Annotated in this window: 18 protein-coding genes and 1 tRNA gene; 12 read left to right on the forward strand and 7 right to left on the reverse strand. The window is 66.8% G+C overall.

Going from position 1 to position 21,592, the window contains the following annotated elements; all coding sequences use genetic code 11:
• Positions 1-46 precede the first annotated feature (46 nt).
• From infA to ATE62_RS17700, 5 genes are all read left to right on the forward strand, one after another.
• Positions 47-265, forward strand: a complete 219-nt coding sequence (gene infA / locus ATE62_RS17680; RefSeq protein ID WP_010162480.1) for a translation initiation factor IF-1 — start codon at positions 47-49, stop codon at positions 263-265.
• The gene (locus tag ATE62_RS17685) at positions 262-852 is read left to right on the forward strand and encodes a Maf family protein (protein WP_082662884.1); all 591 of its coding nucleotides are present in this window, start codon (positions 262-264) and stop codon (positions 850-852) included. The genes infA and ATE62_RS17685 overlap by 4 nt, the downstream gene beginning before the upstream one ends.
• Positions 845-1,819: a ribonuclease gene (locus tag ATE62_RS17690; RefSeq protein WP_058807439.1), complete on the forward strand. Its 975-nt coding sequence runs from the start codon at positions 845-847 to the stop codon at positions 1,817-1,819. The genes ATE62_RS17685 and ATE62_RS17690 overlap by 8 nt, the downstream gene beginning before the upstream one ends.
• Positions 1,809-2,003 (forward strand): DNA gyrase inhibitor YacG, encoded by a 195-nt coding sequence (locus ATE62_RS17695; RefSeq protein ID WP_058807438.1) that lies wholly within the window; start codon positions 1,809-1,811, stop codon positions 2,001-2,003. Before ATE62_RS17690 ends, ATE62_RS17695 begins: the two co-directional genes overlap by 11 nt.
• Before the next feature lie 94 nt (positions 2,004-2,097).
• Positions 2,098-2,173 (forward strand) — tRNA-Phe (locus ATE62_RS17700).
• Between the two features lie 40 nt (positions 2,174-2,213).
• On the opposite strand, the gene ATE62_RS17705 is transcribed toward ATE62_RS17700, so the two are convergent.
• Positions 2,214-3,350: an EF-hand domain-containing protein gene (locus ATE62_RS17705; RefSeq protein WP_156420480.1), complete on the reverse strand. Its 1,137-nt coding sequence runs from the start codon at positions 3,348-3,350 to the stop codon at positions 2,214-2,216.
• A 266-nt stretch (positions 3,351-3,616) separates the two neighbouring features.
• Here ATE62_RS17705 and ATE62_RS17710 point away from each other — a divergent pair, with 266 nt between their 5' ends.
• Entirely contained in the window at positions 3,617-6,274 is a 2,658-nt protein-coding gene (locus ATE62_RS17710) for a TonB-dependent receptor (protein WP_058807436.1), read from the forward strand.
• A 127-nt stretch (positions 6,275-6,401) separates the two neighbouring features.
• Here the strand turns inward: ATE62_RS17710 and ATE62_RS17715 are convergent, their stop codons facing one another.
• Entirely contained in the window at positions 6,402-9,308 is a 2,907-nt protein-coding gene (locus ATE62_RS17715) for a TonB-dependent receptor (RefSeq protein WP_058807435.1), read from the reverse strand.
• Positions 9,309-9,745: 437 nt separating this feature from the next.
• On the opposite strand from ATE62_RS17715, the gene folE reads away from it, so the two are divergent.
• Positions 9,746-10,342, forward strand: coding sequence for a GTP cyclohydrolase I FolE (gene folE / locus ATE62_RS17720; protein WP_058807434.1), 597 nt, complete (start codon positions 9,746-9,748; stop codon positions 10,340-10,342).
• A gap of 292 nt (positions 10,343-10,634) precedes the next feature.
• Here the strand turns inward: folE and rplI are convergent, their stop codons facing one another.
• The 4 genes from rplI to ATE62_RS17740 all read right to left on the reverse strand — a co-directional run bounded on the left by rplI (position 10,635) and on the right by ATE62_RS17740 (position 13,616).
• Positions 10,635-11,267, reverse strand: a complete 633-nt coding sequence (gene rplI / locus ATE62_RS17725; RefSeq protein WP_058807433.1) for a 50S ribosomal protein L9 — start codon at positions 11,265-11,267, stop codon at positions 10,635-10,637.
• Positions 11,268-11,280: 13 nt separating this feature from the next.
• Positions 11,281-11,505, reverse strand: coding sequence for a 30S ribosomal protein S18 (rpsR, locus tag ATE62_RS17730; RefSeq protein WP_037517582.1), 225 nt, complete (start codon positions 11,503-11,505; stop codon positions 11,281-11,283).
• Positions 11,506-11,516: 11 nt separating this feature from the next.
• The gene (gene rpsF, locus ATE62_RS17735; RefSeq protein WP_058807450.1) at positions 11,517-11,882 is read right to left on the reverse strand and encodes a 30S ribosomal protein S6; all 366 of its coding nucleotides are present in this window, start codon (positions 11,880-11,882) and stop codon (positions 11,517-11,519) included.
• A gap of 354 nt (positions 11,883-12,236) precedes the next feature.
• Positions 12,237-13,616: a Mur ligase family protein gene (locus ATE62_RS17740; protein WP_058807432.1), complete on the reverse strand. Its 1,380-nt coding sequence runs from the start codon at positions 13,614-13,616 to the stop codon at positions 12,237-12,239.
• A gap of 54 nt (positions 13,617-13,670) precedes the next feature.
• On the opposite strand from ATE62_RS17740, the gene ATE62_RS17745 reads away from it, so the two are divergent.
• The 5 genes from ATE62_RS17745 (at position 13,671) to fabG (ending at position 19,009) form a co-directional block, all read left to right on the forward strand.
• The gene (locus ATE62_RS17745; protein ID WP_058807431.1) at positions 13,671-14,498 is read left to right on the forward strand and encodes an LD-carboxypeptidase; all 828 of its coding nucleotides are present in this window, start codon (positions 13,671-13,673) and stop codon (positions 14,496-14,498) included.
• 45 nt (positions 14,499-14,543) lie between these two features.
• A complete protein-coding gene (gene fabD / locus ATE62_RS17750; RefSeq protein ID WP_058807430.1) occupies positions 14,544-15,482 on the forward strand; it encodes an ACP S-malonyltransferase in 939 nt (312 codons plus the stop codon).
• A 293-nt stretch (positions 15,483-15,775) separates the two neighbouring features.
• Positions 15,776-17,746 (forward strand): beta-propeller domain-containing protein, encoded by a 1,971-nt coding sequence (locus ATE62_RS17755; protein ID WP_058807429.1) that lies wholly within the window; start codon positions 15,776-15,778, stop codon positions 17,744-17,746.
• A 47-nt stretch (positions 17,747-17,793) separates the two neighbouring features.
• Complete coding sequence (locus tag ATE62_RS17760; protein ID WP_058807428.1) at positions 17,794-18,264, forward strand: GxxExxY protein; 471 nt, start codon at positions 17,794-17,796, stop codon at positions 18,262-18,264.
• 4 nt (positions 18,265-18,268) lie between these two features.
• The gene (fabG, locus tag ATE62_RS17765; protein WP_058807427.1) at positions 18,269-19,009 is read left to right on the forward strand and encodes a 3-oxoacyl-[acyl-carrier-protein] reductase; all 741 of its coding nucleotides are present in this window, start codon (positions 18,269-18,271) and stop codon (positions 19,007-19,009) included.
• Between the two features lie 262 nt (positions 19,010-19,271).
• On the opposite strand, the gene ATE62_RS17770 is transcribed toward fabG, so the two are convergent.
• Complete coding sequence (locus ATE62_RS17770; protein ID WP_058807426.1) at positions 19,272-21,404, reverse strand: TonB-dependent receptor; 2,133 nt, start codon at positions 21,402-21,404, stop codon at positions 19,272-19,274.
• Between the last annotated feature and the right edge of the window lie 188 nt (positions 21,405-21,592).

The raw sequence follows: 21,592 nt of genomic DNA on the forward strand, positions 1-21,592 counted from the left end.
CGGCTATGGGCGCGCATCCTGATTATTACAGACCGTTTGAGGATTGATGGCCAAAGAAGAACTTCTGGAAATGCGCGGCCAGGTGGTCGAACTGCTTCCCAACGCGATGTTCCGCGTCAAACTGGAAAACGACCACGAGATTCTAGGCCACACGGCCGGCAAGATGCGCAAGAACCGCATCCGCGTGCTCGTCGGCGACGAAGTGCTCGTCGAACTGACCCCCTATGACCTGACCAAGGGTCGGATCACCTATCGCTTCAAGTGAGCGGGGCGGTGGATGCTCCTGCGCTGGTGCTGGCTTCGACGTCGCCGCGCCGGCTCGAATTGCTCGCGCGCATCGGCGTCGCGCCCGCGCGCATCGCGGCCCCTGAAATCGACGAAACGCCGCTGAAGGGCGAACTGCCGCGCGCCTATGTCGCGCGGCTCGCGACAAGCAAGGCGCTCGCGGTCGAGCGCGCCGCGGACGAGGTCGTGCTCGCGGGCGACACCACCGTCGCGGTCGGGCGCCGTATCCTCGAAAAGCCCGCCGACGAAGCCGATCTCCGCCGCATGCTCGCCCTGCTTTCGGGGCGGCGGCATCATGTCTGGTCCGGCGTCTGCGTCATCGGCCCCGACGGCAAGCCGCGCGTACGCACCGTCGACACGATCGTCGCCTTCAAGGCGCTGAGCGCCGCAGAGATCGACTGGTATGTCCAAAGCGGCGAGGGGATGGGCAAGGCGGGCGGCTATGCGATCCAGGGCCGCGCCGAAAGCTTCGTGCGCTTCCTGTCGGGCAGCCATTCGAACGTCGTCGGCCTGCCCTTGTTCGAGGCGCGCAGCCTGCTCAGCGCCGCGGGCGTGGCTTTTGGCTGAGTGGCTCTACGAGGCCGGGATCGGCGAGGCGCGCGCCGCGCTGGTCGCGGACGGGCGGATCGTCGAGGCCCGGATCGAGCGCGAGGGGGAGGGGCCGCGGATCGGCGCGATCCTCGAAGCAAGGCTGGCCGAGCCCGGCAAGCTGGTCCTCGATGCGCCGGGTGAACCCGCGGCGACGATCGCCAACCTGCCTGCCGCCATCTCGCTCGGCAGCAAACTCACGGTCGAGATCACCCGCATGGCGCTGCGCGAACGCGGCCGCGACAAGCCCGCGCGGGCGCGGCTTGCCGAACCCGGCGCGGCGCTGGCCGACGGACCCGGCCTTCGCGCGCGACTGGCTGCGGGCGACATTCCGGTCACGGAGGTCGGCGCGCAGGGCCCCGACCGGCTCGAGGCGGCGGGCTGGTCCGAACTGATCGACCATGTCCGCGCCGGCCACTGGCCCTTTCCCGGCGGCGCGCTGTGGGTCGATACGACCCCCGCGATGACGCTGATCGACATCGACGGCGAAGGCGACGCTTTTGCGCTCGCCAAGGCGGGCGCCGTCGCTGCCGCGCAGGTCATTCGCTGCTGCGGCATCGGCGGGTCGATCGGGATCGACTTTCCGTCGCTCCGCAGCCGGACCGAGCGGCTGGCGGTCGACGCGCTGGTCGACGAAAGCCTGCCGCAGCCCTTCGAACGCACCGGCACCAACGGCTTCGGCCTGATGCAGATCATCCGCCGCCGCGAACGCCCGTCGCTGGTCGAGCAAATCCGCTTCGATCCCGTCGCCACCGACGCCGCGCTGCTGCTGCGCCACGCCGAGCGCGCGGTGGGGACGGGGGCGCTGACGCTGACCACGCGCCCCGTAGTGGCCGAACGGCTTGCGGCGCACCCCGGCTGGACCCATATGCTGCAGGCGCGCACCGGACGCCCCGTCGCCGTCGCTGCCGATTGTGCCATCAAAGGACCGGGCCATGCCCAATAATGCCCCCGCCAGGCCGCGCGCCTGCCCGCTCTGCGGCGCGCCGCGCGCCGAAGAGTTCAAGCCTTTCTGCAGCCGCGGCTGCCGCGACCGCGACCTCCTCAACTGGTTCGGCGAGGATTATCGCGTGCCCGCCGACCAGCCGCCCGACGGCACCGCCGACGTCGATAATTTTACCGACGAATAGGCGCAAAATAAGCGCAACAAAGGTGCTGGACAGGACGCGAAGCCCTGCCTATAGCCGCCGCTCGCCAGCGGGCCGGTCGGTCCGCGAAGCCCGTGCCTGGGTAGCTCAGTTGGTAGAGCATGCGACTGAAAATCGCAGTGTCGGCGGTTCGATCCCGTCCCCAGGCACCATTTCCCTTACCGCTGCGATTGGCTCCGACCGCCCCCGCGCTCAGTCGTCGGGGTCTGCCGCAATCGCCCCCGACGGCAGCGATACGCGGTCGGTGGAATAGTCCGCGAACATCGCGTCGGGGTCGCGTTTCAGCGAAAAGCGGATCGACGCCCGGGTGCGCAAGGCTTCTTCCTCGGTGGTCGAGCTGAAATAATTGGGGCAACCCGCCCTCGCGATGCTGATCTTTCGTTCCGGAACCCCGGTCACGCCGACCGCCGATATCCCGCCGCGCCCGGCACGGTAGGAGGTGGCCACGACATGGCTCACCCGTGCCGTCGCGCCCGACAGGCGCCAGAGCGTCGTCTCATAGGAGGTCAGGACCAGGTACAGCGGCTGCTCGCCCGGCTCGATCGCCACCTCGACCAGCCGCGTCTTCTCGCGCGGGTCGTTGCTCGGGATCTGGACGGGCGAAATCGTGCGGCTTTCGTAGCCGCCGAAGGCGATCAGCATCGCGCCCGCCGGCACGGGCGGCAGCGAGCAGATTTCGGCCTGCCAGGTCATCCGGTTCTCGCGCACCAGCGGCTCGATTGCCTTGAGTTCGGTCTCCGACGTCGTGCCGTCGCCGTCGGCATCGACGGTGTGGAAGGCCTTTTCGGCAAGCAGCCGCATTTCGCTGGCGGTCAGCCTGCCATTGCGGTCGGGATCGAGCGCGAGCAGTGCGGCGAACCGCTGCTCCCACGCCTGCTGGCGCGCGGTGGCGGCTGCTTCGGGCAGGGTGATCGCCCCGTCGCCGTCGATATCGAGCGGGCTCAGCCGATGCTCGATGCGGCGGTCGCGCGTCGCCTCGTCGATCTCGGGGTCCGAATCGGCTCCGATGCTTTCGCCGATCTCCGCGCGGGTGATCCGGAGGTCGCCGTCAAGGTCCATCGGCAGGATGCGCTGGATCTGGCCGGCGCGCGTGACCGCGACGCGGCGTGCCACGGCGAAATCGACGTCGCCCTGATCGAGGCCATCGTCGCCACGGTCGGCCTGGCGTAGCTCGCCGACGACGCGTGCGAGATAGTCCTCTATATGTCCGCGGCTGCGGAATTCCCCGACGATCGCGAGCGGGATATCGGGGGCTGGCGGTTGTGACGCTACGGATTGCGGTATCGCCAGCATTGTTGCGACGATCGCGACCCCATGTCTTGTTCCCATGATGACCTCCTCGCCCTAATAGCGTCATCCTAATGCGGTCAGGGTTAAGAGATGACCTATTGGGGCAAAGTCTTCGCAGGACTGTTCGCATTATGTTGCGGTGCAAACTGTTGCTTTTTGGCCACTAATGCCCCGAAAAACTTTAGGGTGACGCCGCGCCGCGTTGACGCGGCGGGCCGGGCGATTAGAGCGGCGAGTTCCCGCCGGAGCATCCCCTCCTTTGGCCGCAAGGCCGCGCTTCGCTGGGTTGGAGAGAGAGAGACCCCATGACCTTGCGCAACATTTTGTTGGGCGCCACCATGCTGTGCGCCGCGACGACCCCCGCTTTCGCTTATGCCCAGGACGCCGCCCCGGCCGACGACGCCGCCGCGCCCGCCGAGGACACGACCGATTACGGCAACGAGATCATCGTCACCGCGACCAAGCGCTCGCAGACGCTGCAGGACACGCCCGTCGCGGTCTCGGTGACCTCGGCCGCCGACCTCGAACGCTCGCAGATCCGCGACCTCATCGACCTGCAGTCGGCGGTGCCCAGCCTGCGCGTCTCGCAGCTCCAGTCGAGCGCGAACACCAACTTCATCATCCGCGGCTTCGGCAACGGCGCGAACAACGCCGGCATCGAACCCTCGGTCGGCGTCTTCATCGACGGCGTCTACCGTTCGCGCTCGGCCGCGCAGATCGGCGACCTTCCCGCCGTCGAGCGCATCGAAGTGCTGCGCGGCCCGCAGTCGACCCTGTTCGGCAAGAACGCCTCGGCGGGCGTCATCAGCATCGTGACGCAGAAGCCGCAATATGAATTCGGCGGCACCGCCGAAGTCACCTATGGCAATTACGACGCGATCACCGTGAAGGGTAACGTCACCGGCCCGATCAGCGACACCGTCGCCTTCTCGCTCGGCGGCAACTACAACCGCCGCGATGGCTATGCCCAGGACCTGAAGCTCGGCACCGACGTCAACGACCGCAACCGCTACGGCTTCCGCGGCCAGCTCCTGTTCGAACCGACCGACGCGCTGTCGGTCCGCCTGATCGGCGACTATGACAAGATCGACGAGAATTGCTGCATCGCCGGCAACGTCATCGCCGGCCCGACGGTGGCGATCACCAACGCCCTCGTCGGCGGTCCCAGCGTCGATGCGAACGATCCCTTCTCGTACGACGTCTACAACAATTTCCTGTCGTCGAATAAGATCAAGAACTACGGCGGCTCGGCGCAGATCGATTACGATCTCGGCAATATGGCGCTGACCTCGATCACCGCCTATCGCGAAGTGCGCGCGCTCACCAACCAGGATTCGGACTTCACCGGTGCCGACCTGATCGGCGAGAACAGCCAGAACCTCGGCATCGACACCTGGACGCAGGAAGTCCGCCTGACCTCGGACTTCGACGGACCGTTCAACTTCCTGCTCGGCGGCTATTATTTCAACGAAAAGATCAAGCAGAAGAACGACATCCGCTTCGGCAGCCAGTTCCGCGCCTATGCGGGCGGGCTGATCAACCCGGCGGTCGTCCTCGGCTCGCCCAACCCGAACGCCGCGGGTAACGCCGTGGTCTCGGGCCTCGAGCAGCAGATCGGCGGCATTCTCGGTAATCCGGCGATGTTCACCGGCCAGTTCTTCCGCGCCGGCGACGGGCTCGACGAAGCCTATCGCATGAAGGACGAAGCCTTCTCGATCTTCGGCACCGTCGATTTCGAGGTCACCGACCGGCTCACGCTGACCGGCGGCTTCAACTACACCAAGGACCGCAAGCGCTTCGCCACCAATGTGACGAGCAGCGACGTCTTCTCGGGCCTCAACCTGACGACGATCGGCCGCACCGCGATCACGCAGCAGGGCATCGCGACCACCGTCGGCCAGGCGCTGGGCCTCCCCGGCCTTGCCAACGCGCAGCAGATCCAGGCCTTCGCCCAGGCGCAGCCGGCCCTCTTCGGCCAGATCAGCGCCGGCGCGGCGGCCTTTGCCGCGGCGAACCAGAACAACCCGCAGGTCAACCCGCTGCTCGCGCTGCGCCCGTTCCAGTTCCTGCCGCCGTTCCTGAACGTCCCCAACGCGGTCGAGGACGGCAAGACCAGCGACAGCGATCTCGCCTACAGCGTCCGCGCCTCGTATGAGCTGACCGACACGGTCAACGTCTATGCGACCTATGCGACGGGCTTCAAGGCGAGCTCGGTCAACCTGTCGCGCGACAGCCGGCCGCTGGCGTCGGACCTGCCCGCGATCATCTCGGGCGGTCTCGCGACCCCGAACCTGGTTGCGGGTTCGCGCTTCGCCGATCCCGAGGAATCGACGGTCTACGAGGTCGGCCTGAAGGCCAACTGGTCGGTCGCGGCGCTGAACCTTGCGGTGTTCAAGCAGTCGATCAAGGGCTTCCAGTCGAACATCTTCACCGGCACCGGCTTCGCGCTCGCCAATGCGGGCAAGCAGTCGACCTTCGGGATCGAGTTCGACGGCTCGGTCCGCCCGGTCGACGGCCTCAACCTGACGCTGGCGGTGACCTATCTCGATCCGAAGTACGACAGCTTCGTCAACTCGGCGTTCGGCGACATCTCGGGCACCACGCCCGCGGGCATCCCCGAACTGACGATGGCGGCCGGCGGGACCTACACGCACGAGTTCGCGGGCGGCACGCGCGCGATTCTGCACGTCGACTATCACTATGAAAGCCCGGTGCAGATCGTCGAGGGCCTGACCGGCTTCCCGGCGAGTGTGGCGCAGAACCTGAAGCGCGAGGTCAACCAGCTCAACGCGTCGTTCACCGTCGCGCTGACCAACGGCCTCGAAGTCGGCGTGTGGGGCCGCAACCTCACCAATGCGCAGTATCTGACCACGATCTTCCCCGCCGTCGCGCAGTCGGGCAGCGTTTCGGGCTATCCGAGCCAGCCGCGCACCTATGGCGGCGTCGTGCGCTTTAAATTCTAAAGGACCGGGGAGAGCGAGGGGCGGCGCGTCCGCTCCTCGCTTTCGGGCCTTCGGTTTCCCGCCTTCGGGCAAAGAAAAACCCGGCCTCTCCGCCGAGAGGCCGGGTTTTCTTTTCGCGCTTACCGGATCAGAATTTGAAGCCGGCGGCGAGGCCATAGCGACGCGGGTCGAGCGTGAACACGTTGGTGAACAGGCCCGACGACTGGTCGGTGACATAGAGGCCGGTGACCGGCTGGCTGTCGAAGATGTTCGAGACGAACGCCTTCACGAACCATTTCTTGTCCGGGCCGTTGAGCTGGATCTGCGCGTTGACCTGCGCATAGCCGTTGATCTCGTTGATGCGGCCGTTGAAGATATTGCCATAGCTGTCGCCGGTATAGGCGATGTCGATGCGCGGGGTCAGCGACATGTCGTTCTGGAAGTTATGCGTATACTGGACACCGGCGCTGAACTTGTAGTTCGGCGCCTGCGGCAGCTTGTTGCCGCGGATGTTCACGGGCACGCCCGCATTTTCGATGCGGATGCCGCCGAACAGCGCACCGACTGTCGCCGCGTTCGCCTCGAGCACCGAACAGATGCCGAAGGCGCCCGGCGAGTTGATGCCGCTGCCCGTGCCGAAGCCGGCCGGGGCGCGCAGGCCCAGGTTGGCGTTGATCGCGGTGACATAGCCGGCCGTGCCCGCGGCATTGCCCGCGGTGGTCGGGACGACCGCGCAGTTGGCGCCGTTGGTGATGTCCTTGATGATCACCGCGTCGTTGCGCCCGCCCGACGGATCGCGCGGATTGCCGAGGAACTTGTCGCTCGACACCTCGGTGTTGAGGTAGCTCGCGCCCAGGTTGACGACGAAGTCCGGCGTCGGCGTGATCACCGCTTCGGCTTCGATACCCCAGATGTTCGCGTCGACACTGTCGTTCACCGAAGTGCGCGCGACGATGCGGCTGAGCTGCAGGCTGTCATATTTATAATAGAAGGCCGTCAGGTTCAGTTGCAGCGCGCCGAAGCGGTTCTTCGACCCGATCTCGAAGGCATCGACGATTTCGGGCGCGAAGGATTCCTCGACCGCGAACACGGGCTGCAGCGGCGGGTTGATGCCGCCCGACTTGTAGCCGCGCGAATAGCTGACATAGATCAGATTGTCGGGGGTGATCTTCCAGTCGAGCACCGCGCGCCCGGTGACCTCGTCGAAACCGACGCGGCGTTCCTGGAACAGCTGGTTGCCCGCGATCCCCGGGTCGGCGTCGAACCCGCCGACCAGCGGCGAATTGAACGCGCTGCCCGTCGTGGCATAGGGCACCAGGAAGCTCGCCAGCGTCGAGCGCGCGCGGACATATTTCTTGTCGTTGTTGTAGCGCAGGCCGACGGTCAGCTTGATCGAGTCGTTGAACTCGACATAGCCCTCGCCGAACAGGCCGTAGGACGTGACGCGCAGGTCGTCGGTGTTGTTGCGGAAGAAGGGCGTGCCGAGGAAGCCGTTAGGCACGGTGCCGCCCGATCCCAGCGAGGTGAAGGTGCCGAGGATGCCGGTCAGATAGTCGATCCCGAAGGCGTTCACATAATAGCTGTTCTCGGTGAGGTGCGACTTGCCATAGATGCCGCCGAGCAGGAAGTTGAACGGCCCGTCGAAGTCCGAGCTGATGATGAGCTCGCCCGACCAGCTCGACGAATCCTGGTTCGACCGGTCGAAATCCTGCGGCGTCGCGCCGCAGGTCCGGAAACCGCCATAGGCGCCGAGGCCCGTTTCCTCGGACAGCGAGGTGCAGAGGTCGCCGGTGGGGCCGTTCGGGATCAGCGCGTTGCGGATCGGGATGAAGAAGCTCGCCGGCAGGCCCGGGATCTGCCCCGCCGCGGCGGCATTGAGCGCGCCGAGCGCGGGGGCGTAGAAGCTGCGGTCCTGCACCGACAGGTTATAGTCCTGCTGGCTGTCGACCGTCGCTTCCTGATAGACGCCCGCGAGCGAGACGTTGATCGCGCCGAAGCTGTGTTCGAGGCGGCCCTGCAGCTGGAGCTCGTCCGAGAAATAGGTCGGCCGGAAGTCGGTGTTGACGACGCGCGGATCGGCGATCGGCTGGAAGGTCGAGAGCGAGTCCGGACCATAGAGGCTGCCGAGGCCGAAGGCGGTCGGGATGCCGCGGATCGCGAGGAACTCGCGGCTGGTCAGCACGCCGACGAAGGTCGAGTTGCCGTTGGTGACGCCGGGGTCGCGGCGGTTGTTCAAACAGCCGAGGACGCCGGTCGGGTCGCGCTGGCAATATTGCTTCTGGATGCGCAGGCGGTTGTCGTCCTCGCGGAAATAATAGCCGAGCAGGTCGAGCGTCGTATTGTCGGTGGGCTGCCAGCGGATCGAACCGCGGATCGCGTACATGTCGCGGTCGTCGATGCGGCTGTCGTCGAACAGGTTCTTCGTATAGCCGTCGCGATTGAGGTAGAAGCCGGCGATGCGGACGCCGAGCGTGTCGCCGATGGGCAGGTTGACCATGCCCTTCGCCTTGATGCTGTTGTAATTGCCATATTCGAACTCGCCCGACGCGCCGAAGCCCGAAAGGTCGGGCTTGGCGGTGACGACGTTGACCACGCCCGAGGTCGCGTTGCGGCCGAACAGCGTGCCCTGCGGGCCGCGCAGCACCTCGATACGCTCGAGGTCGAAGAATTCGGTTTCGAACAGGCGAGTGCCGATCAGCGGCGATTCATTCTGGTGGATCGCGGTCGCGCTGTCGCAGCTGACGCCGACGCACAGGTCGCCGATGCCGCGGATGGTGAAGCTCGACGAGGTGAAGTTCGTCTTGGTGAAGGTCACATTGGGCAGGGTGAGTTGCAGGTCGGACGGGTTCTCGATCTGCTGCGCTTCGAGCGATTCCGCCGAAAAGGCGCTGACCGCGATGGGGACGTCCTGCAGGCGTTCGGACTGGCGCTGCGCGGTGACGACGATTTCGCCGCCAAACGCGTCGGTTTGGGTGTCCGCCTCATCCTGTGCGAACGCCGGCGACGCCACCGACATCGCAAGGATCGAGGTGCCGATCAGTGCCTTGAACTTCATATTGTGCCTCCCTTTTTCAGCCCGCGACGCGGGCCGCCCAATTGCATCGCTCAACCGGGAGGGGATATGTCCAGACAGGGCTACGGGCGCCGGACCTCGTCGATCCAGCGCAGGCGCGCGCGCAAACCAGTGTAGCCAGCTGTGCTGGGCATCGTCCTCTCCCACCGGCACCCGGGGACTGATACCGGCATCTCCGATCACGACCTGCTTCGGCAGGTTCTGTAATGCTTTCAAAATTGCGCTTAGTTGACGAAAGCGTCAAGCCACTTGTTCAGCGATGTCCCGCAGAAATTTTCTTGCGTTGCGCCCGCCGAAAAAAGGTCCGATTCCGCAACGTAAACTTGTTTTACGACAGGAAATTCTTCGCGCCGCGGGGTTGCGTAATGGCACAATCGCGCCGAAATGTGCGACATGAAAGCAACAGTGAAAGCGGGCGGATGACCAAGGTGGAAGTGGGCGCGGACGGCAAGCCGGTGGTGCCCGACAATGTCCTCGACGCGGTCCGCACGCTTATCGGCTGGGCCGGCGACGACGTCACGCGCGAGGGGCTGCTCGACACGCCGAAGCGCGTCGCGCGCGCCTGGCTCGAATATTGCCAGGGCTATGCCGAGGATCCGGCGATCCATTTGTCGCGCACCTTCGAAGAGGTCGGCGGCTATGACGAGATCGTCATGCTGCGCGACATCCCGTTCCAGTCGCACTGCGAACATCATATGGCGCCGATCACCGGCAAGGCGTCGATCGCCTACCTCCCCAAGGACCGCGTCGTCGGCATCTCGAAGCTCGCGCGCGTCCTGAACGGCTATGCGCGGCGGCTGCAGGTGCAGGAGCGCCTGACCGCCGAAGTCGCCAAATGCATCTGGGACAATCTCCAGCCGCACGGCGTCGCGGTGGTGATCGACGCGCAGCACGGCTGCATGACCGGCCGCGGCGTGCGCACCCCCGGTGTCGGCATGGTCACCAGCCGCCTGCTCGGCTGCTTCCTCGAGGACGAGCGCAGCCGCAAGGAAGTGCTGGCGCTGATGGGTTATTGAGGCGGCGGGTATCGGGCGGAAGCGGTCATTCTAATCCTCCCTGTCGCGAAGCGATGGGGAGGGGGACCATGCGAAGCATGGTGGAGGGGCTGCGGCCTTGAGCCGAGGTTTATGGCGTCGACCCCTCCACCGCCTTCGGCGGTCCCCCTCCCCACGGCTACGCCGCAGGGAGGATTAAGACGTCCGCTCACCACCCCAAAACCGCCACCGCCCGACATCACAGCCACCAAGAAAAAGGCCCCGGAACGATCGTTCCGGAGCCTTTTCTGTCTGTGCGATGCGGAAAAGAAGCTTAAGCCTCTTCGCCCTCGTCCGCAGCCGGAGCTTCCTCGGCGGCGCGTTCCGAAGGAGCGGCGCCCACGTCTTCGAACTCGTCCTCGCTGTCGGGTTCCAGCGCCGTCGCAACCGCTTCGGCCTGTTCTTCCTCGAACATCGCGGCGATGACGTCGATGCCCTGCTTCTGCATTTCGGCTTCGTCGGGCGAGCGCGCGACGTTGACGCCGACGGTCACCGCGACCTCGGGGTGCAGCTTGACCTTGACGTCGACCAGCCCGAGCGACTTGATCGGGCGTTCGAGCTCGACCATCGCCTTGGTGACGCCGGTCACGCCGTCCTCGGCGAGCGCGTCGACGATGTCGCGCACCGAAACCGAGCCGTAGAGCTGGCCGGTGTTCGACGCCTGGCGGATCAGGACGACCTGCTTGCCGTCGATGTCCTTGGCGCGGCCTTCGGCGTCGCCACGACGTTCGGCGTTGTCGGCCTCGATCTTCGAGCGGTTGGCTTCGAACAGCTTGCGGTTGGCTTCGTTCGCACGGAGCGCCTTGTTGTTCGGCAGCAGATAGTTACGGGCAAAGCCGTTCTTGACGGTGACGACGTCGCCGATACCGCCCAGTTTCTCGATACGTTCGAGCAGGATGATTTCCATCGGTCCGCCCTCCTTACTTCACGATGTAGGGGAGCAGGCCGATGTGGCGCGAGCGCTTGATCGCCTTCGCCAGCTCGCGCTGCTTCTTGGTGGACACCGCGGTGATCCGCGACGGGACGATCTTGCCGCGCTCCGACAGGTAACCCTGGAGCAGGCGGACGTCCTTGTAATCGATGACCGGTGCGTCCTTCTGGCTGAAGGGGCAGGTCTTGCGGCGACGGAAAAAGGGTCGTGCCATGGTCGTGTTCCTTATTCTTCGCCGTCGCGGTCACGGCCGCGGCCGCCCCGACGTTCCTGCTTGCGCATCATCACCGACGGGCCCTTTTCGAGTTCGTCGACGCGGATGGTCATCCAGCGGATGATGTCTTCGTTGATCGCGGCCTGACGCTCGACTTCGGCGACGGCTTCGCCCGGCGCTTCGGCCGACAGCATCACATAATGACCCTTGCGGTTCTTCTGGATCTTGTAGGCAAGCTGCTTCAGGCCCCAGGTCTCGGTCTTGTGGACCTGGCCCTTATACTCGCCGAAGATATTGGTGACGTTTTCCGCCAGCGCGTCGACCTGAGCCTGGCTCAGGTCCTGACGCGCGATAAAGACATGCTCGTAGAACGGCATGGTCGCGCTTCCTTCATTTGGCCGATCGTTGACCTGCGCCAATCGCAGGCCCCTCCGGCTGTCGTCCTGCCCTGCGAAAATGGTGCAAAGCAAATGGGGCGACGGCACAGAGCCTCGCCCCAATGGAGCGCGCCTATACAGATTCGGCGGCGGAAAGCAAGGGTTCGTGGGGGAATATGGTTCACGCGGAGACGCGGAGGCGCGGAGAGAAGAAGGAAGAGAGGATTCGCGCAGAGGCGCAGAGATCGCAGAGGAAGAAAGAATAAGGGCGGCGAAGCCGCCAATCTCTTTTTTGTCTCCGCGTCTCCGCGTGAACAAATTCTCTGCGTCCTCTGCGCCTCTGCGCGAATCCTTTCAGCCGAGCTTGCCGAGCAATTCCAACCCGAAGTCGGTCAGCGTGTCGTCGCGCGCGCCGAGGATCAGGACGCGGTCGCCCGCCTTCGCTTCGTCGAGCATCGCCGCGCCGCAGTTCGCGCGCGTGGTCAGATGCACGGCATCGCCGCCGCCCGCGACGATGTCGGCGACCAGCGCCTCGCTGCCGATGCTGCGGTCGACGGTGCCGCCGAAATAGACGGGGTCGCAGACGTAGAGCTTGTCGCCGTCGCGCATGCCCCTGGCGAAGCTCGCGGCCAGTTCCTTGCCCATCTGGCGGAGCGGGCCGTAACCGTGCGGCTGGAAGAAGAGCAGGGCGCGGCCGGGCAGTTCGGCCACGGCTGCTAATGTCGCCGCGACCTTGTCGGGATTGTGCGCGAAGTCGTCGATCACGGTGACCCCGCCCGCCTGTCCCAGCACTTCGTAGCGGCGCGCGAGCCCGGTGAAATCGGCCAGCGCCGCCGCCGAATCGCCGATCGGGACGCCCAGCGCGCGGGCGGCCATCATCGCGGCGAGCGCGTTGGTGGCATTGTGGCGCCCGGGCATGCGCAGCTGCACCGCGCGCGTCACATGCGCGAAGGTCACGGTGAAGCGGCACCCGTCGGGCAGCGCCTCGAAATCGCTGCCGCGCATGCCGGCGGTTTCGCTGAAGCCGAAGCGCGCGACATTGGCGCCGGCGAGCAAGGGCGCCGATTCGGGATCGTCGGCGTTGACCACCGCGATCCGCGCCTTGGCGGCGAAATCGCCGAACAGCGCGTGGAGCTCGTCGAGGCTCTTGTGGTCGAGGCTGATGTTGGTGATCACCGCGACCTCGGGACGGTAGAGCGCGATCGAACCGTCGCTTTCGTCGACCTCGCTGACATAGGTCGCGGGGTCGCCGACCAGCGCGCTGGCGAAGGGCGTGGCTTCGCTCGCGAAATTGCGCATCACCGCGCCGTTCATCACCGTCGGCTTGTGTCCGCTGCGCTCGAGGATCCAGCCGATCATGCCGGTCACGGTCGATTTGCCGCTCGTCCCGCCGACGCCGACGGTCTGGTCCGCGGCGTTGAACAGCGCGGCGTTGAGCTCGGCGCGCGTCATCCGCGGCAGGCCGAGCGCGTTCGCGGCGGCGATATCGGGCACATTGTCCTCGACCGCCGCCGAGGCGACCAGCGTCTGGCCCGCCGCGACCCCGCTGCCGTCCTGCGGCGCGAGCGAGATGCCCTGGCTTTCGATCCACGCGAATTTATCGGGGCTGCGGCCCTGGTCGCGGCTGCGATCCGAGCCCGAAACCTGCGCCCCGCGCGCCGCGACGATCATCGCCAGCGGCAGCATGCCCGACCCGCCGATGCCGCAAAAGAAATAGGATTTGTTTTCCGCCATGGCGCGGCGTTATGGCCTTGGCGAAGGGTTGGCAAGGGAAGGGAGACGAAGGCTATGCGCATCGGGATCGTCGCCCCCTCGACGCCCATCCTGCCCGACGATGCCGAGGCGGTGCGCGCGCTGGCGAGCCTCGGCTATCCCGACGTCGAGCTCGTCTTCGATGCGCAATGTTTCGCGGTCCACGGCCATTTCGCGGGCGAGGACGGGCATCGTTTTGCGGCGCTGGTCGAGATGGCGAACCGCCCCGACATCGACGCGCTGTGGTTCGCGCGCGGCGGTTACGGCGCGTGCCGCATCGCCGAGGAGGCGGTCGCGGCGATGACCGATGTCGCGCGCGGCAAGGCGTTCCTCGGCTATTCGGACCAGGGCAATCTGCTTGGGTGCCTCTACCGCGAGGGCTTCGACCATGTCGCGCACGGCCCGATGGTCGCCGACATCCGCCGCGAGGGCGGCGATGCCGCCGTGCTGCGCGCGCTCGACTGGCTCGTCGCACGCGATCCCGCAGCGTGCGAGCCGGGCCTCGCGCATGGTGCGCGCCATGCGGCGTTCAACCTGATGACGCTGTCGATGCTGCTCGGTACCCCGCTCGAACCCGACCTCGGCGGCCATATCCTGCTGGTCGAGGAGGTCAGCGAATATCTTTACGCCTTCGACCGGGCCTTCTTCCATGTCGCGAGCTATCTCGGCCCGCGCGGGCTCGCCGGGCTGCGGCTCGGTCGGGTGAGCGACGTGCCCGAGAACGACCGGCCCTTCGGCGCGGAGGCCGAGGAGATCGCGCGCCATTGGTGCGCGCGCTGCAACATTCCGTACCTCGGCCGGGCCGACATCGGCCACGATGCGGCGAACAAGGTCGTGCCCTTCGGCTTGCATCGCGCGGGGTGAGGGAATAGGCGCGGCGCAATTCAAAATTACGCTAGGGGACGCAATATGCGCGCATTCATCTTTCCGGGTCAGGGCAGCCAGTCGGTCGGCATGGGCAAGGCGCTTGCCGACGCGTCACCGGCCGCGCGCGAGGTGTTCCAGGAGGTCGACGACGCGCTCGGCCAGAAACTGTTCCAGCTGATGACCGAAGGCCCCGAGGACCAGCTCACCCTCACCGAAAACGCCCAGCCCGCGATCATGGCGAACGCCATCGCGACGCTGCGCGTCCTCGAAAAGGAAGGCGGCGTGACGCTGTCTGCCAAGGCCGATTATGTCGCCGGCCACAGCCTCGGCGAATATAGCGCGCTCTGCGCCGCGGGCGCCTTCGACCTCGCCACCACCGCGCGGCTCCTGAAGACGCGCGGGCAGGCGATGCAGGCCGCGGTGCCCGTCGGCGTCGGCGCGATGGCCGCGCTGCTCGGCGCCGATATCGAGACGGCGCAGAAGCTCGCCGCCGCCGCCGCCGAGGGCGAGGTGTGCACCGTCGCCAACGACAACGACCCGTCGCAGGTCGTGATCTCGGGCCACAAGGGCGCGGTCGAGCGCGCGGTCGCATTGGTCAAGGACTATGGCATCAAGCGCGGCGTGCTGCTGCCGGTCTCGGCGCCCTTCCATTGCCCGCTGATGCAGCCCGCCGCCGACGCCATGGCCGAGGCGCTCGGCGCGAACCCGCCCGCGGCTCCGCTGGTACCCGTGGTGGCGAACGTCACCGCCAGCCCGGTGAGCGACGCCGACACGATCCGCGACCTGCTCGTGCAACAGGTTACCGGCCGCGTCCGCTGGCGCGAGAGCGTCGCCGCGATGGAGGATATCGGCGTCGGCCAGTTCGTCGAATTCGGCGGCAAGGTGCTCGGCCCGATGGTCAAGCGCAGCGCGTCGGGCGAGGTCGAGGTGACCAGCGTCATCTCGATGGACGACATCGAGGCTCTGCTGAAGGCCTTCTAGAAGATTCGCGCAGAGGCGCAGAGGGCGCAGAGATTTTGTTCACGCGGAGACGCGGAGACGCGGAGAAGAAAGAGAGAGTGGCGGCTTTGCCGCCCTTGATCCTTTTCCCCTGCGATCTCTGCGCCTCAGCGCGAATCCCTTCTCCTTCTTTTTCTTCTCTCCGCGCCTCCGCGTCTCCGCGTGAACCATAGTCCACCGCCCCCGCACAGAACCGGCTCCAACAATAAAACCCTTTTCTCTACCAAAGTAATAAGGTATCATCCCTCCATCGCTTCAAGCCAAGGGAGAGGGCGATGGACGGTTTCACACGCATTTGGGCTTTCGGCCAATGGGTCGTCGTCGGCGCGCTGATCGCGTCGCCTCTGTGGGCGGGCGCGGTGGCGCCCGTGGCGCAGCAGATCGCCGCGGCAACGGCCACGTCCGGCCATATGCGCGCCTTCGCCAGCGAAGCCGAGCTCAAGGCCTTCCTGGCCAAGCGCCAGTCGGTGCAGAACCTTGCCGTCGCCGAGGCCGCGCCCGGCGCCGTGGCGGCATCCGCCGACGCGGCAGCCGCCCCCGCCGAGCCGCCGCCCGCGATGGCGGTCGCGCTCGAGGAGCCCGCGCCCACCGCGGCCAAGGTCGATCCCGACGGCATCACCAACACCCAGACCGCGGGGGTCGACGAGGGCGGGATCGTCAAGAAGCAGGGCGATTTGCTCCTCGTGCTGCGCCGCGGGCGGCTGTTCACGATCGACGCGTCGGGCGGCGGCATGCGGCCGATCGCCGCGGTCGACGTCTTCCCCGGCAAGACCGGCGAGCCCGACGGCACCTGGTACGACGAGATGCTGGTCAGCGGCGATACCGTCGTCGTGCTCGGCTACAGCTATGCGCGAAGCGGGACCGAGGTGAATCGCTTCCACCTGTCGGCCGACGGCAAGCTCGCATGGCGCGACACCCATTATCTGCGCTCGGGCGATTATTATTCGTCGCGCAACTATGCCTCGCGGCTGATCGGCGACAAGCTGATCTTCTACGCCCCGCTCCCGATCTGGGGCGAGATCGGCGAGGCGATGCCCGCGCTCGCCGAGTGGCGGAAGGGCAAGGTAAGCGCGTTCAAACCCTTCACCGGCGCGCGCGACATCTATATGCCGCAGCCGTCGTGGGGCGACCCCGAGCTCGCGGGCGACATGCTGCACAGCGTGATGATCTGCGACCTCGCGGACGACGACATGGACTGCGACGGCACCAATGTCCTCGGCAGCTGGTCGCGCAGCTTCTACGTCTCGCAAAGCGCCGTCTATGTCTGGGCCGGGCTCGGCATGAGCTACGACAGCGACAATCGCGCGATGCTCTACCGCATCCCGCTCGACGGCAGCGCGCCGCAGGCGGTCGAGGTCGCGGGCATGCCGCTCGACCAATTCTCCTTCCGCGAGGAAGGCGACGGCTCGCTCAACGTCCTGACCATGGCCGAGGGCGGCGGCGACGCGATGTGGGCGCCCGAGGCGAACGACGAAGGCGACATGGCGCTGCTTCATCTAGCCGCCAACCGCTTCGGCGATGGCGGCGCGAAAGTGAAGCCCGCCGACTTCCGCGCGCTGCCCGGCGTCGAGGGCTGGGAGCGGCAGAACCGCTTCGTCGGCGACTGGCTGCTCTACGCCGGTGGCCGCGTCCGCCGCGACCTGCGCAAGGAGGGCAGCGAACAGGCGGCGCTCTATGCGGTTCCGGTGAAGGGCGGCAAGGTCGTGCCGCTCGATCCGGGGCACCAGGTCGGGCGCATCGACATCATGGGCCGCGACGCGATCATCGTCGGCTCGGGTGACGCGGGCGCGCTGACCTTCACCACCGTCGCGCTCGACGGCAGCCCCCGGCTCGCCAGCCGCTACGCCTTCCCCGCGGCGGCCGAGGGCGAGAACCGCAGTCACGCCTTCTTCTACCGCCCCGATCCGGGCAGCGAGGGCGACGACGGACTGCTCGGCCTGCCGGTGATGCGCGGCAGCGACGACGGCACCAGGTTCCTCGGCAGCGCCGCGTCGATCCTCTACCTCCGCCGCGCCGCGCGCGACCTGTCGCTCGCGGGCACGCTCGACGCGCGCCCGGGCGAGCGCGACGACCATTGCCTCGCCTCGTGCGTCGACTGGTACGGCAACGCGCGCCCGGTGTTTTTTGGCGATCGCATCTTCGCGCTGATGGGCTATGAGCTTGTCGAGGGCCGCTGGCAGGACGGGAAGGTACGCGAAAAGACGCGCATCGACTTTACCCCGCGTGGGCGTGGCCGGTCGGGGTAGAAGATTTTTCGCGCAGAGGCGCAGAGGACGCAGAGAGTTGGCGGGGGATGGGCGAAGCGGCGCTCCATATCGACCAAATTACGCACGAGGTGATCGGTGTTGCCATGCGGCTGCACAGCGAGATCGGGCCGGGGCTTCTGGAAAGCGTCTATGAAACGATCCTTGCCGGGCGCCTGGCCTCGATGGGCTACAAGGTCGATCGGCAACGGCCGATCGATGTTGTTTTCGACGGGATCGAATTTCGCGAGGTCGCACGGGCCGATCTGGTGATCGACGACCGGCTGGTCGTCGAAGTCAAATCCACCGAAAATTTGCATCCCGTGCACGCGAAACAGGTTCTCACCTATCTCCGCTTGCTGCATATGCCCGTCGGCCTGCTCATCAATTTCGGGGAGCCGACGTTGAAGCAGGGAATTCGCCGTCTCGTAAACGACCATAAAGACTCTGCGTCCTCTGCGTCTCTGCGCGAAAATCTTGATACACCGACGTCCGGATCAACCGGACCATTGCAAGGATAGACTGATGTTCGATCTCACCGGCATGACTGCCCTCGTTACCGGCGCCTCGGGCGGTATCGGCTCGGCCATTGCGCAGGCGCTCGCGGCGCAGGGCGCGCGGCTCGCGGTTTCGGGGTCCAATGCCGACAAGCTGAATGCCTTCCGCGACAGCCTCGGCGGCGATCATGTCGCGCTGCCGTGCAATCTCGGCGACGGCGCCGAAGTCGACGCGCTCGTGCCCGCGGCTGTCGAGGCGCTCGGCAAGCTCGACATCCTCGTCAACAACGCCGGCGTGACGCGCGACAATCTCATCCTGCGGATGAAGGACGACGAATGGTCCGACGTCATCCGCATCAATCTCGAGGCCAATTTCCGCCTCGCGCGCGCCGCGGCCAAGCCGATGATGAAGGCGCGCTTCGGGCGCATCGTCTCGATCACCAGCGTCGTCGGCGCGACGGGCAATCCGGGGCAGGCGAACTACGCCGCGTCCAAGGCGGGGGTCACCGGCATGACCAAGGCGCTGGCGCAGGAACTCGCGAGCCGCGGCATCACCGTGAACTGCGTCGCACCGGGCTTCATCGCCACCGCGATGACCGCCGACCTGCCCGACGCGCAGAAGGAAGCGCTCAACACGCGCATCCCCGCGGGCCGCATGGGCGAGGGCGACGATATCGCCGCCGCGGTCGTCTATCTCGCCTCGAAGGAAGCGGGCTATGTCACCGGCCAGACGCTGCACGTGAACGGCGGCATGGCGATGCTGTCGTAAGGGGCCGGCATCGGGCGGAAGCGGATGCCCCTAATCCTCCCTGCGGCGAAGCCGTGGGGAGGGGGACCGCCGAAGGCGGTGGAGGGGTCGAGGCCTGAACATCGGCTCAAGGCCGCCGCCCCTCCACCATGCTTCGCATGGTCCCCCTCCCCATCGCTGCGCGACAGGGAGGATTAAGCAGGGCCGCTCTCCCCAAATAGCGGCCGGGTCCGGCGGCGGTGCCGGACCCGGCCTCCCTCCCGAGCGACCCTTCGGAGAGGGGTCAGAAGCTCGCGCGGGCGGTCAGGCGGATGTCGCGGCCGGCGAGCGGCACATAATCCTTGGTGAAGCTCGCGTGGCGCCGGGCATCGACGTCGAAGATATTGTTCGCGGCCAAGGTCAGCGACAGATGCTTGGTGTCGGGGAGCGGGCGCCAGGTGATCGACGCGTTGACCAGGGTGAAGCCCTTGGTCGGCGTCTCGAACTGCGCGGTGCGGTTCTGGTCGTCGGTCCATTCGACCTCGGCGCGTGCGTCGAGGCGCTCGCCCTGCGCTTCGAGCCCGCCGAGCACGCGCAGCGGCGGGATGCGCGGGACGTTGCGGTCGAGCCCGGCGCCCTTGATCTTGGCGCGCGTCATGTCGGCGGTGACGTCGCCGACGATGTTGAAGCCGCCGATCTGCGCGATCCGCGCGCTCGCCTCGGCCTCGAAGCCATAGACCTTCGCGTCGCGCTGGAAATATTGGAAGACGGGCAGTTCGTCCTCCTCGGCGCCCGTCGCGGCCGAATAGATGAAGTCGTCGAACCAGTTCGAATAGCCGGTGAGCGACAGGTTGAACGCGTCGGTCTTGAGCTTGAACGAGGCCTCGGCGCCCCAGCTCGCCTCGCGCTTGAGGTTGGGATCGCCGAGTTCGAAGCTCTGCGTCGCGACGTGTGGGCCGTTCGAGAACAGCTCCTCGGCCGACGGCGCGCGCACCGCGCGCGCGACCGACACGCCGAATTTGGCGCTTTCGCTGATATCGTAGGTCGCACCGAGCGCGCCCGAGAAGCTGTCGAAACTGCGCTCGATGCCCAGCGCCGGCGCGCGGACGCTCGTCGTCTCGAAGCGCCCCGCGGCTTCGAGGCCGAGCGGCCCCGCCTCGAACTCCTGCAGCGTGAACACAGCGAACTGGTCGGTCAGGTTGCGCGGGACGAAGGCCTCGGCGCCGACGGCGTCGAAATCGCGGTGGCTATATTGCACCCCGCTCGCGCCGCGCCAGCCGCCGCGGTCGTTCTGCGCCAGCTCGAGCCGGCCCTCGACGCCCTTGTTGTAAAATACGGTGCCGACCTCGTCGCCCTCGAACTCGGTGTGCTGGTAATCGGCATAGCCCGCGCGGATGCGCAATTTGTCGAAGAAGCCGTCGCCCATCTCGACCTCGCCGCGCAGGTCGGCGCGCCACTGCTTCAGCCCGATGGTGACCGGGCCTTCGCCATGCTCGTGACCATGGTCGTCGCCTTCCTCTTCCTCGCCATGCTCGTGCGCGGTGTTCGGGCGGTCGGGGACGCCGTAATTGCTGTCGTAATAGCTGACCGAGACGCCGAGCTGGCCGCCGTCGTTGATCAGCGACAGCCCGCCCGCCGCGGTCCAGGTCTCGCTCGCGGTGTTGGGGATCTTGCCGCGGCTGTTCGCCTGCGCGGTGAGTTCGGCCGCCTCGTCGGCATGGCCGTCCTCGATCTCATGCTCGGCGAGGTGGAGCAAGTCGCCGCGGATGCCCGGCGCATAGACATAGCCGCCGGCGCGCGCGTCGCCGGTCTTGCGCCAGCTGCCGTCGACATGCGCGACGATGTTCGGGGCCAGCGCGACGTCGACCGATCCGCCGAGGTTGCGGTCGTTCGCGTTGGTCGCATAGCCGCCGATCGCGTCGACATGGACATGGTCGGTCGGCACTTTCCTCGGAATCCGGCGGTCGAACAGGTTCACCGCGCCGCCGATCGCCTGGCTGCCGAACAGCAGCACCGCGGGGCCGCGCAGCACCTCGATGCGCTCGACGGTCAAGGGGTCGATGGTCACCGCGTGATCCGCGGACGTATTCGACACGTCGATCGACCCGATGCCGTCGGTCAGCACGCGCACGCGCTCGCCCGAAAAGCCGCGCAGCACCGGGCGCGAGGCGCCGGGGGCGAAGCTGGTCGCCGACACGCCGGGCTGGCGGGTCAGCGTGTCGCCGATCTGCCCGCGGATGTCGCGCGCCAGTTCCTCGCCCTCGAGCACCGAGACATTGCCGAGGATGTCGAGGCTGCGGACATAGGGCGCGGTGACGATGATCGGATCGCCGGTGTGGATGTCGTCGTCGCTGCCGGCGGCGCCGCGCTCCTGCGCGAAAGCGGGGGCGGCGAGCACCAGCCCGAGGGAAAAGGCGGCGGAAGCAAGCAAGCGCATGGGGAGGTTTTTCCTGTTCTGGTTGGCGACTGTCGCGGTCGCAGTAATGATATACTGTTACAATGGCAAGGGCCAGTTCCCGCCGTTCGTCGGGGCCAGGGTGCCGTCCGTCGATGGGGAGGGGCGGTTTTCGGGCGTTAGCGGTCATCCTAATCCTCCCTGTCGCGAAGCGATGGGGAGGGGGACCA

It is taken from the genome of Sphingopyxis sp. HIX, from assembly GCF_001468285.1.
Lineage (GTDB): Bacteria > Pseudomonadota > Alphaproteobacteria > Sphingomonadales > Sphingomonadaceae > Sphingopyxis.

Coding starts and splice junctions, on each gene's coding strand:
- rplI (WP_058807433.1), bottom strand. CDS start 11,267: ATGGAAATCATCCTGCTCGAACGTATCGAGAAACTGGGCGGTATCGGC.
- ATE62_RS17760 (WP_058807428.1), top strand. CDS start 17,794: ATGGGCGAAGCGGCGCTCCATATCGACCAAATTACGCACGAGGTGATC.
- ATE62_RS17715 (WP_058807435.1), bottom strand. CDS start 9,308: ATGAAGTTCAAGGCACTGATCGGCACCTCGATCCTTGCGATGTCGGTG.
- ATE62_RS17770 (WP_058807426.1), bottom strand. CDS start 21,404: ATGCGCTTGCTTGCTTCCGCCGCCTTTTCCCTCGGGCTGGTGCTCGCC.
- rpsR (WP_037517582.1), bottom strand. CDS start 11,505: ATGGCACGACCCTTTTTCCGTCGCCGCAAGACCTGCCCCTTCAGCCAG.
- folE (WP_058807434.1), top strand. CDS start 9,746: ATGACCAAGGTGGAAGTGGGCGCGGACGGCAAGCCGGTGGTGCCCGAC.
- fabG (WP_058807427.1), top strand. CDS start 18,269: ATGTTCGATCTCACCGGCATGACTGCCCTCGTTACCGGCGCCTCGGGC.
- ATE62_RS17695 (WP_058807438.1), top strand. CDS start 1,809: ATGCCCAATAATGCCCCCGCCAGGCCGCGCGCCTGCCCGCTCTGCGGC.
- ATE62_RS17705 (WP_156420480.1), bottom strand. CDS start 3,350: ATGGGAACAAGACATGGGGTCGCGATCGTCGCAACAATGCTGGCGATA.
- infA (WP_010162480.1), top strand. CDS start 47: ATGGCCAAAGAAGAACTTCTGGAAATGCGCGGCCAGGTGGTCGAACTG.
- rpsF (WP_058807450.1), bottom strand. CDS start 11,882: ATGCCGTTCTACGAGCATGTCTTTATCGCGCGTCAGGACCTGAGCCAG.
- ATE62_RS17710 (WP_058807436.1), top strand. CDS start 3,617: ATGACCTTGCGCAACATTTTGTTGGGCGCCACCATGCTGTGCGCCGCG.
- fabD (WP_058807430.1), top strand. CDS start 14,544: ATGCGCGCATTCATCTTTCCGGGTCAGGGCAGCCAGTCGGTCGGCATG.
- ATE62_RS17740 (WP_058807432.1), bottom strand. CDS start 13,616: ATGGCGGAAAACAAATCCTATTTCTTTTGCGGCATCGGCGGGTCGGGC.
- ATE62_RS17745 (WP_058807431.1), top strand. CDS start 13,671: ATGCGCATCGGGATCGTCGCCCCCTCGACGCCCATCCTGCCCGACGAT.
- ATE62_RS17755 (WP_058807429.1), top strand. CDS start 15,776: ATGGACGGTTTCACACGCATTTGGGCTTTCGGCCAATGGGTCGTCGTC.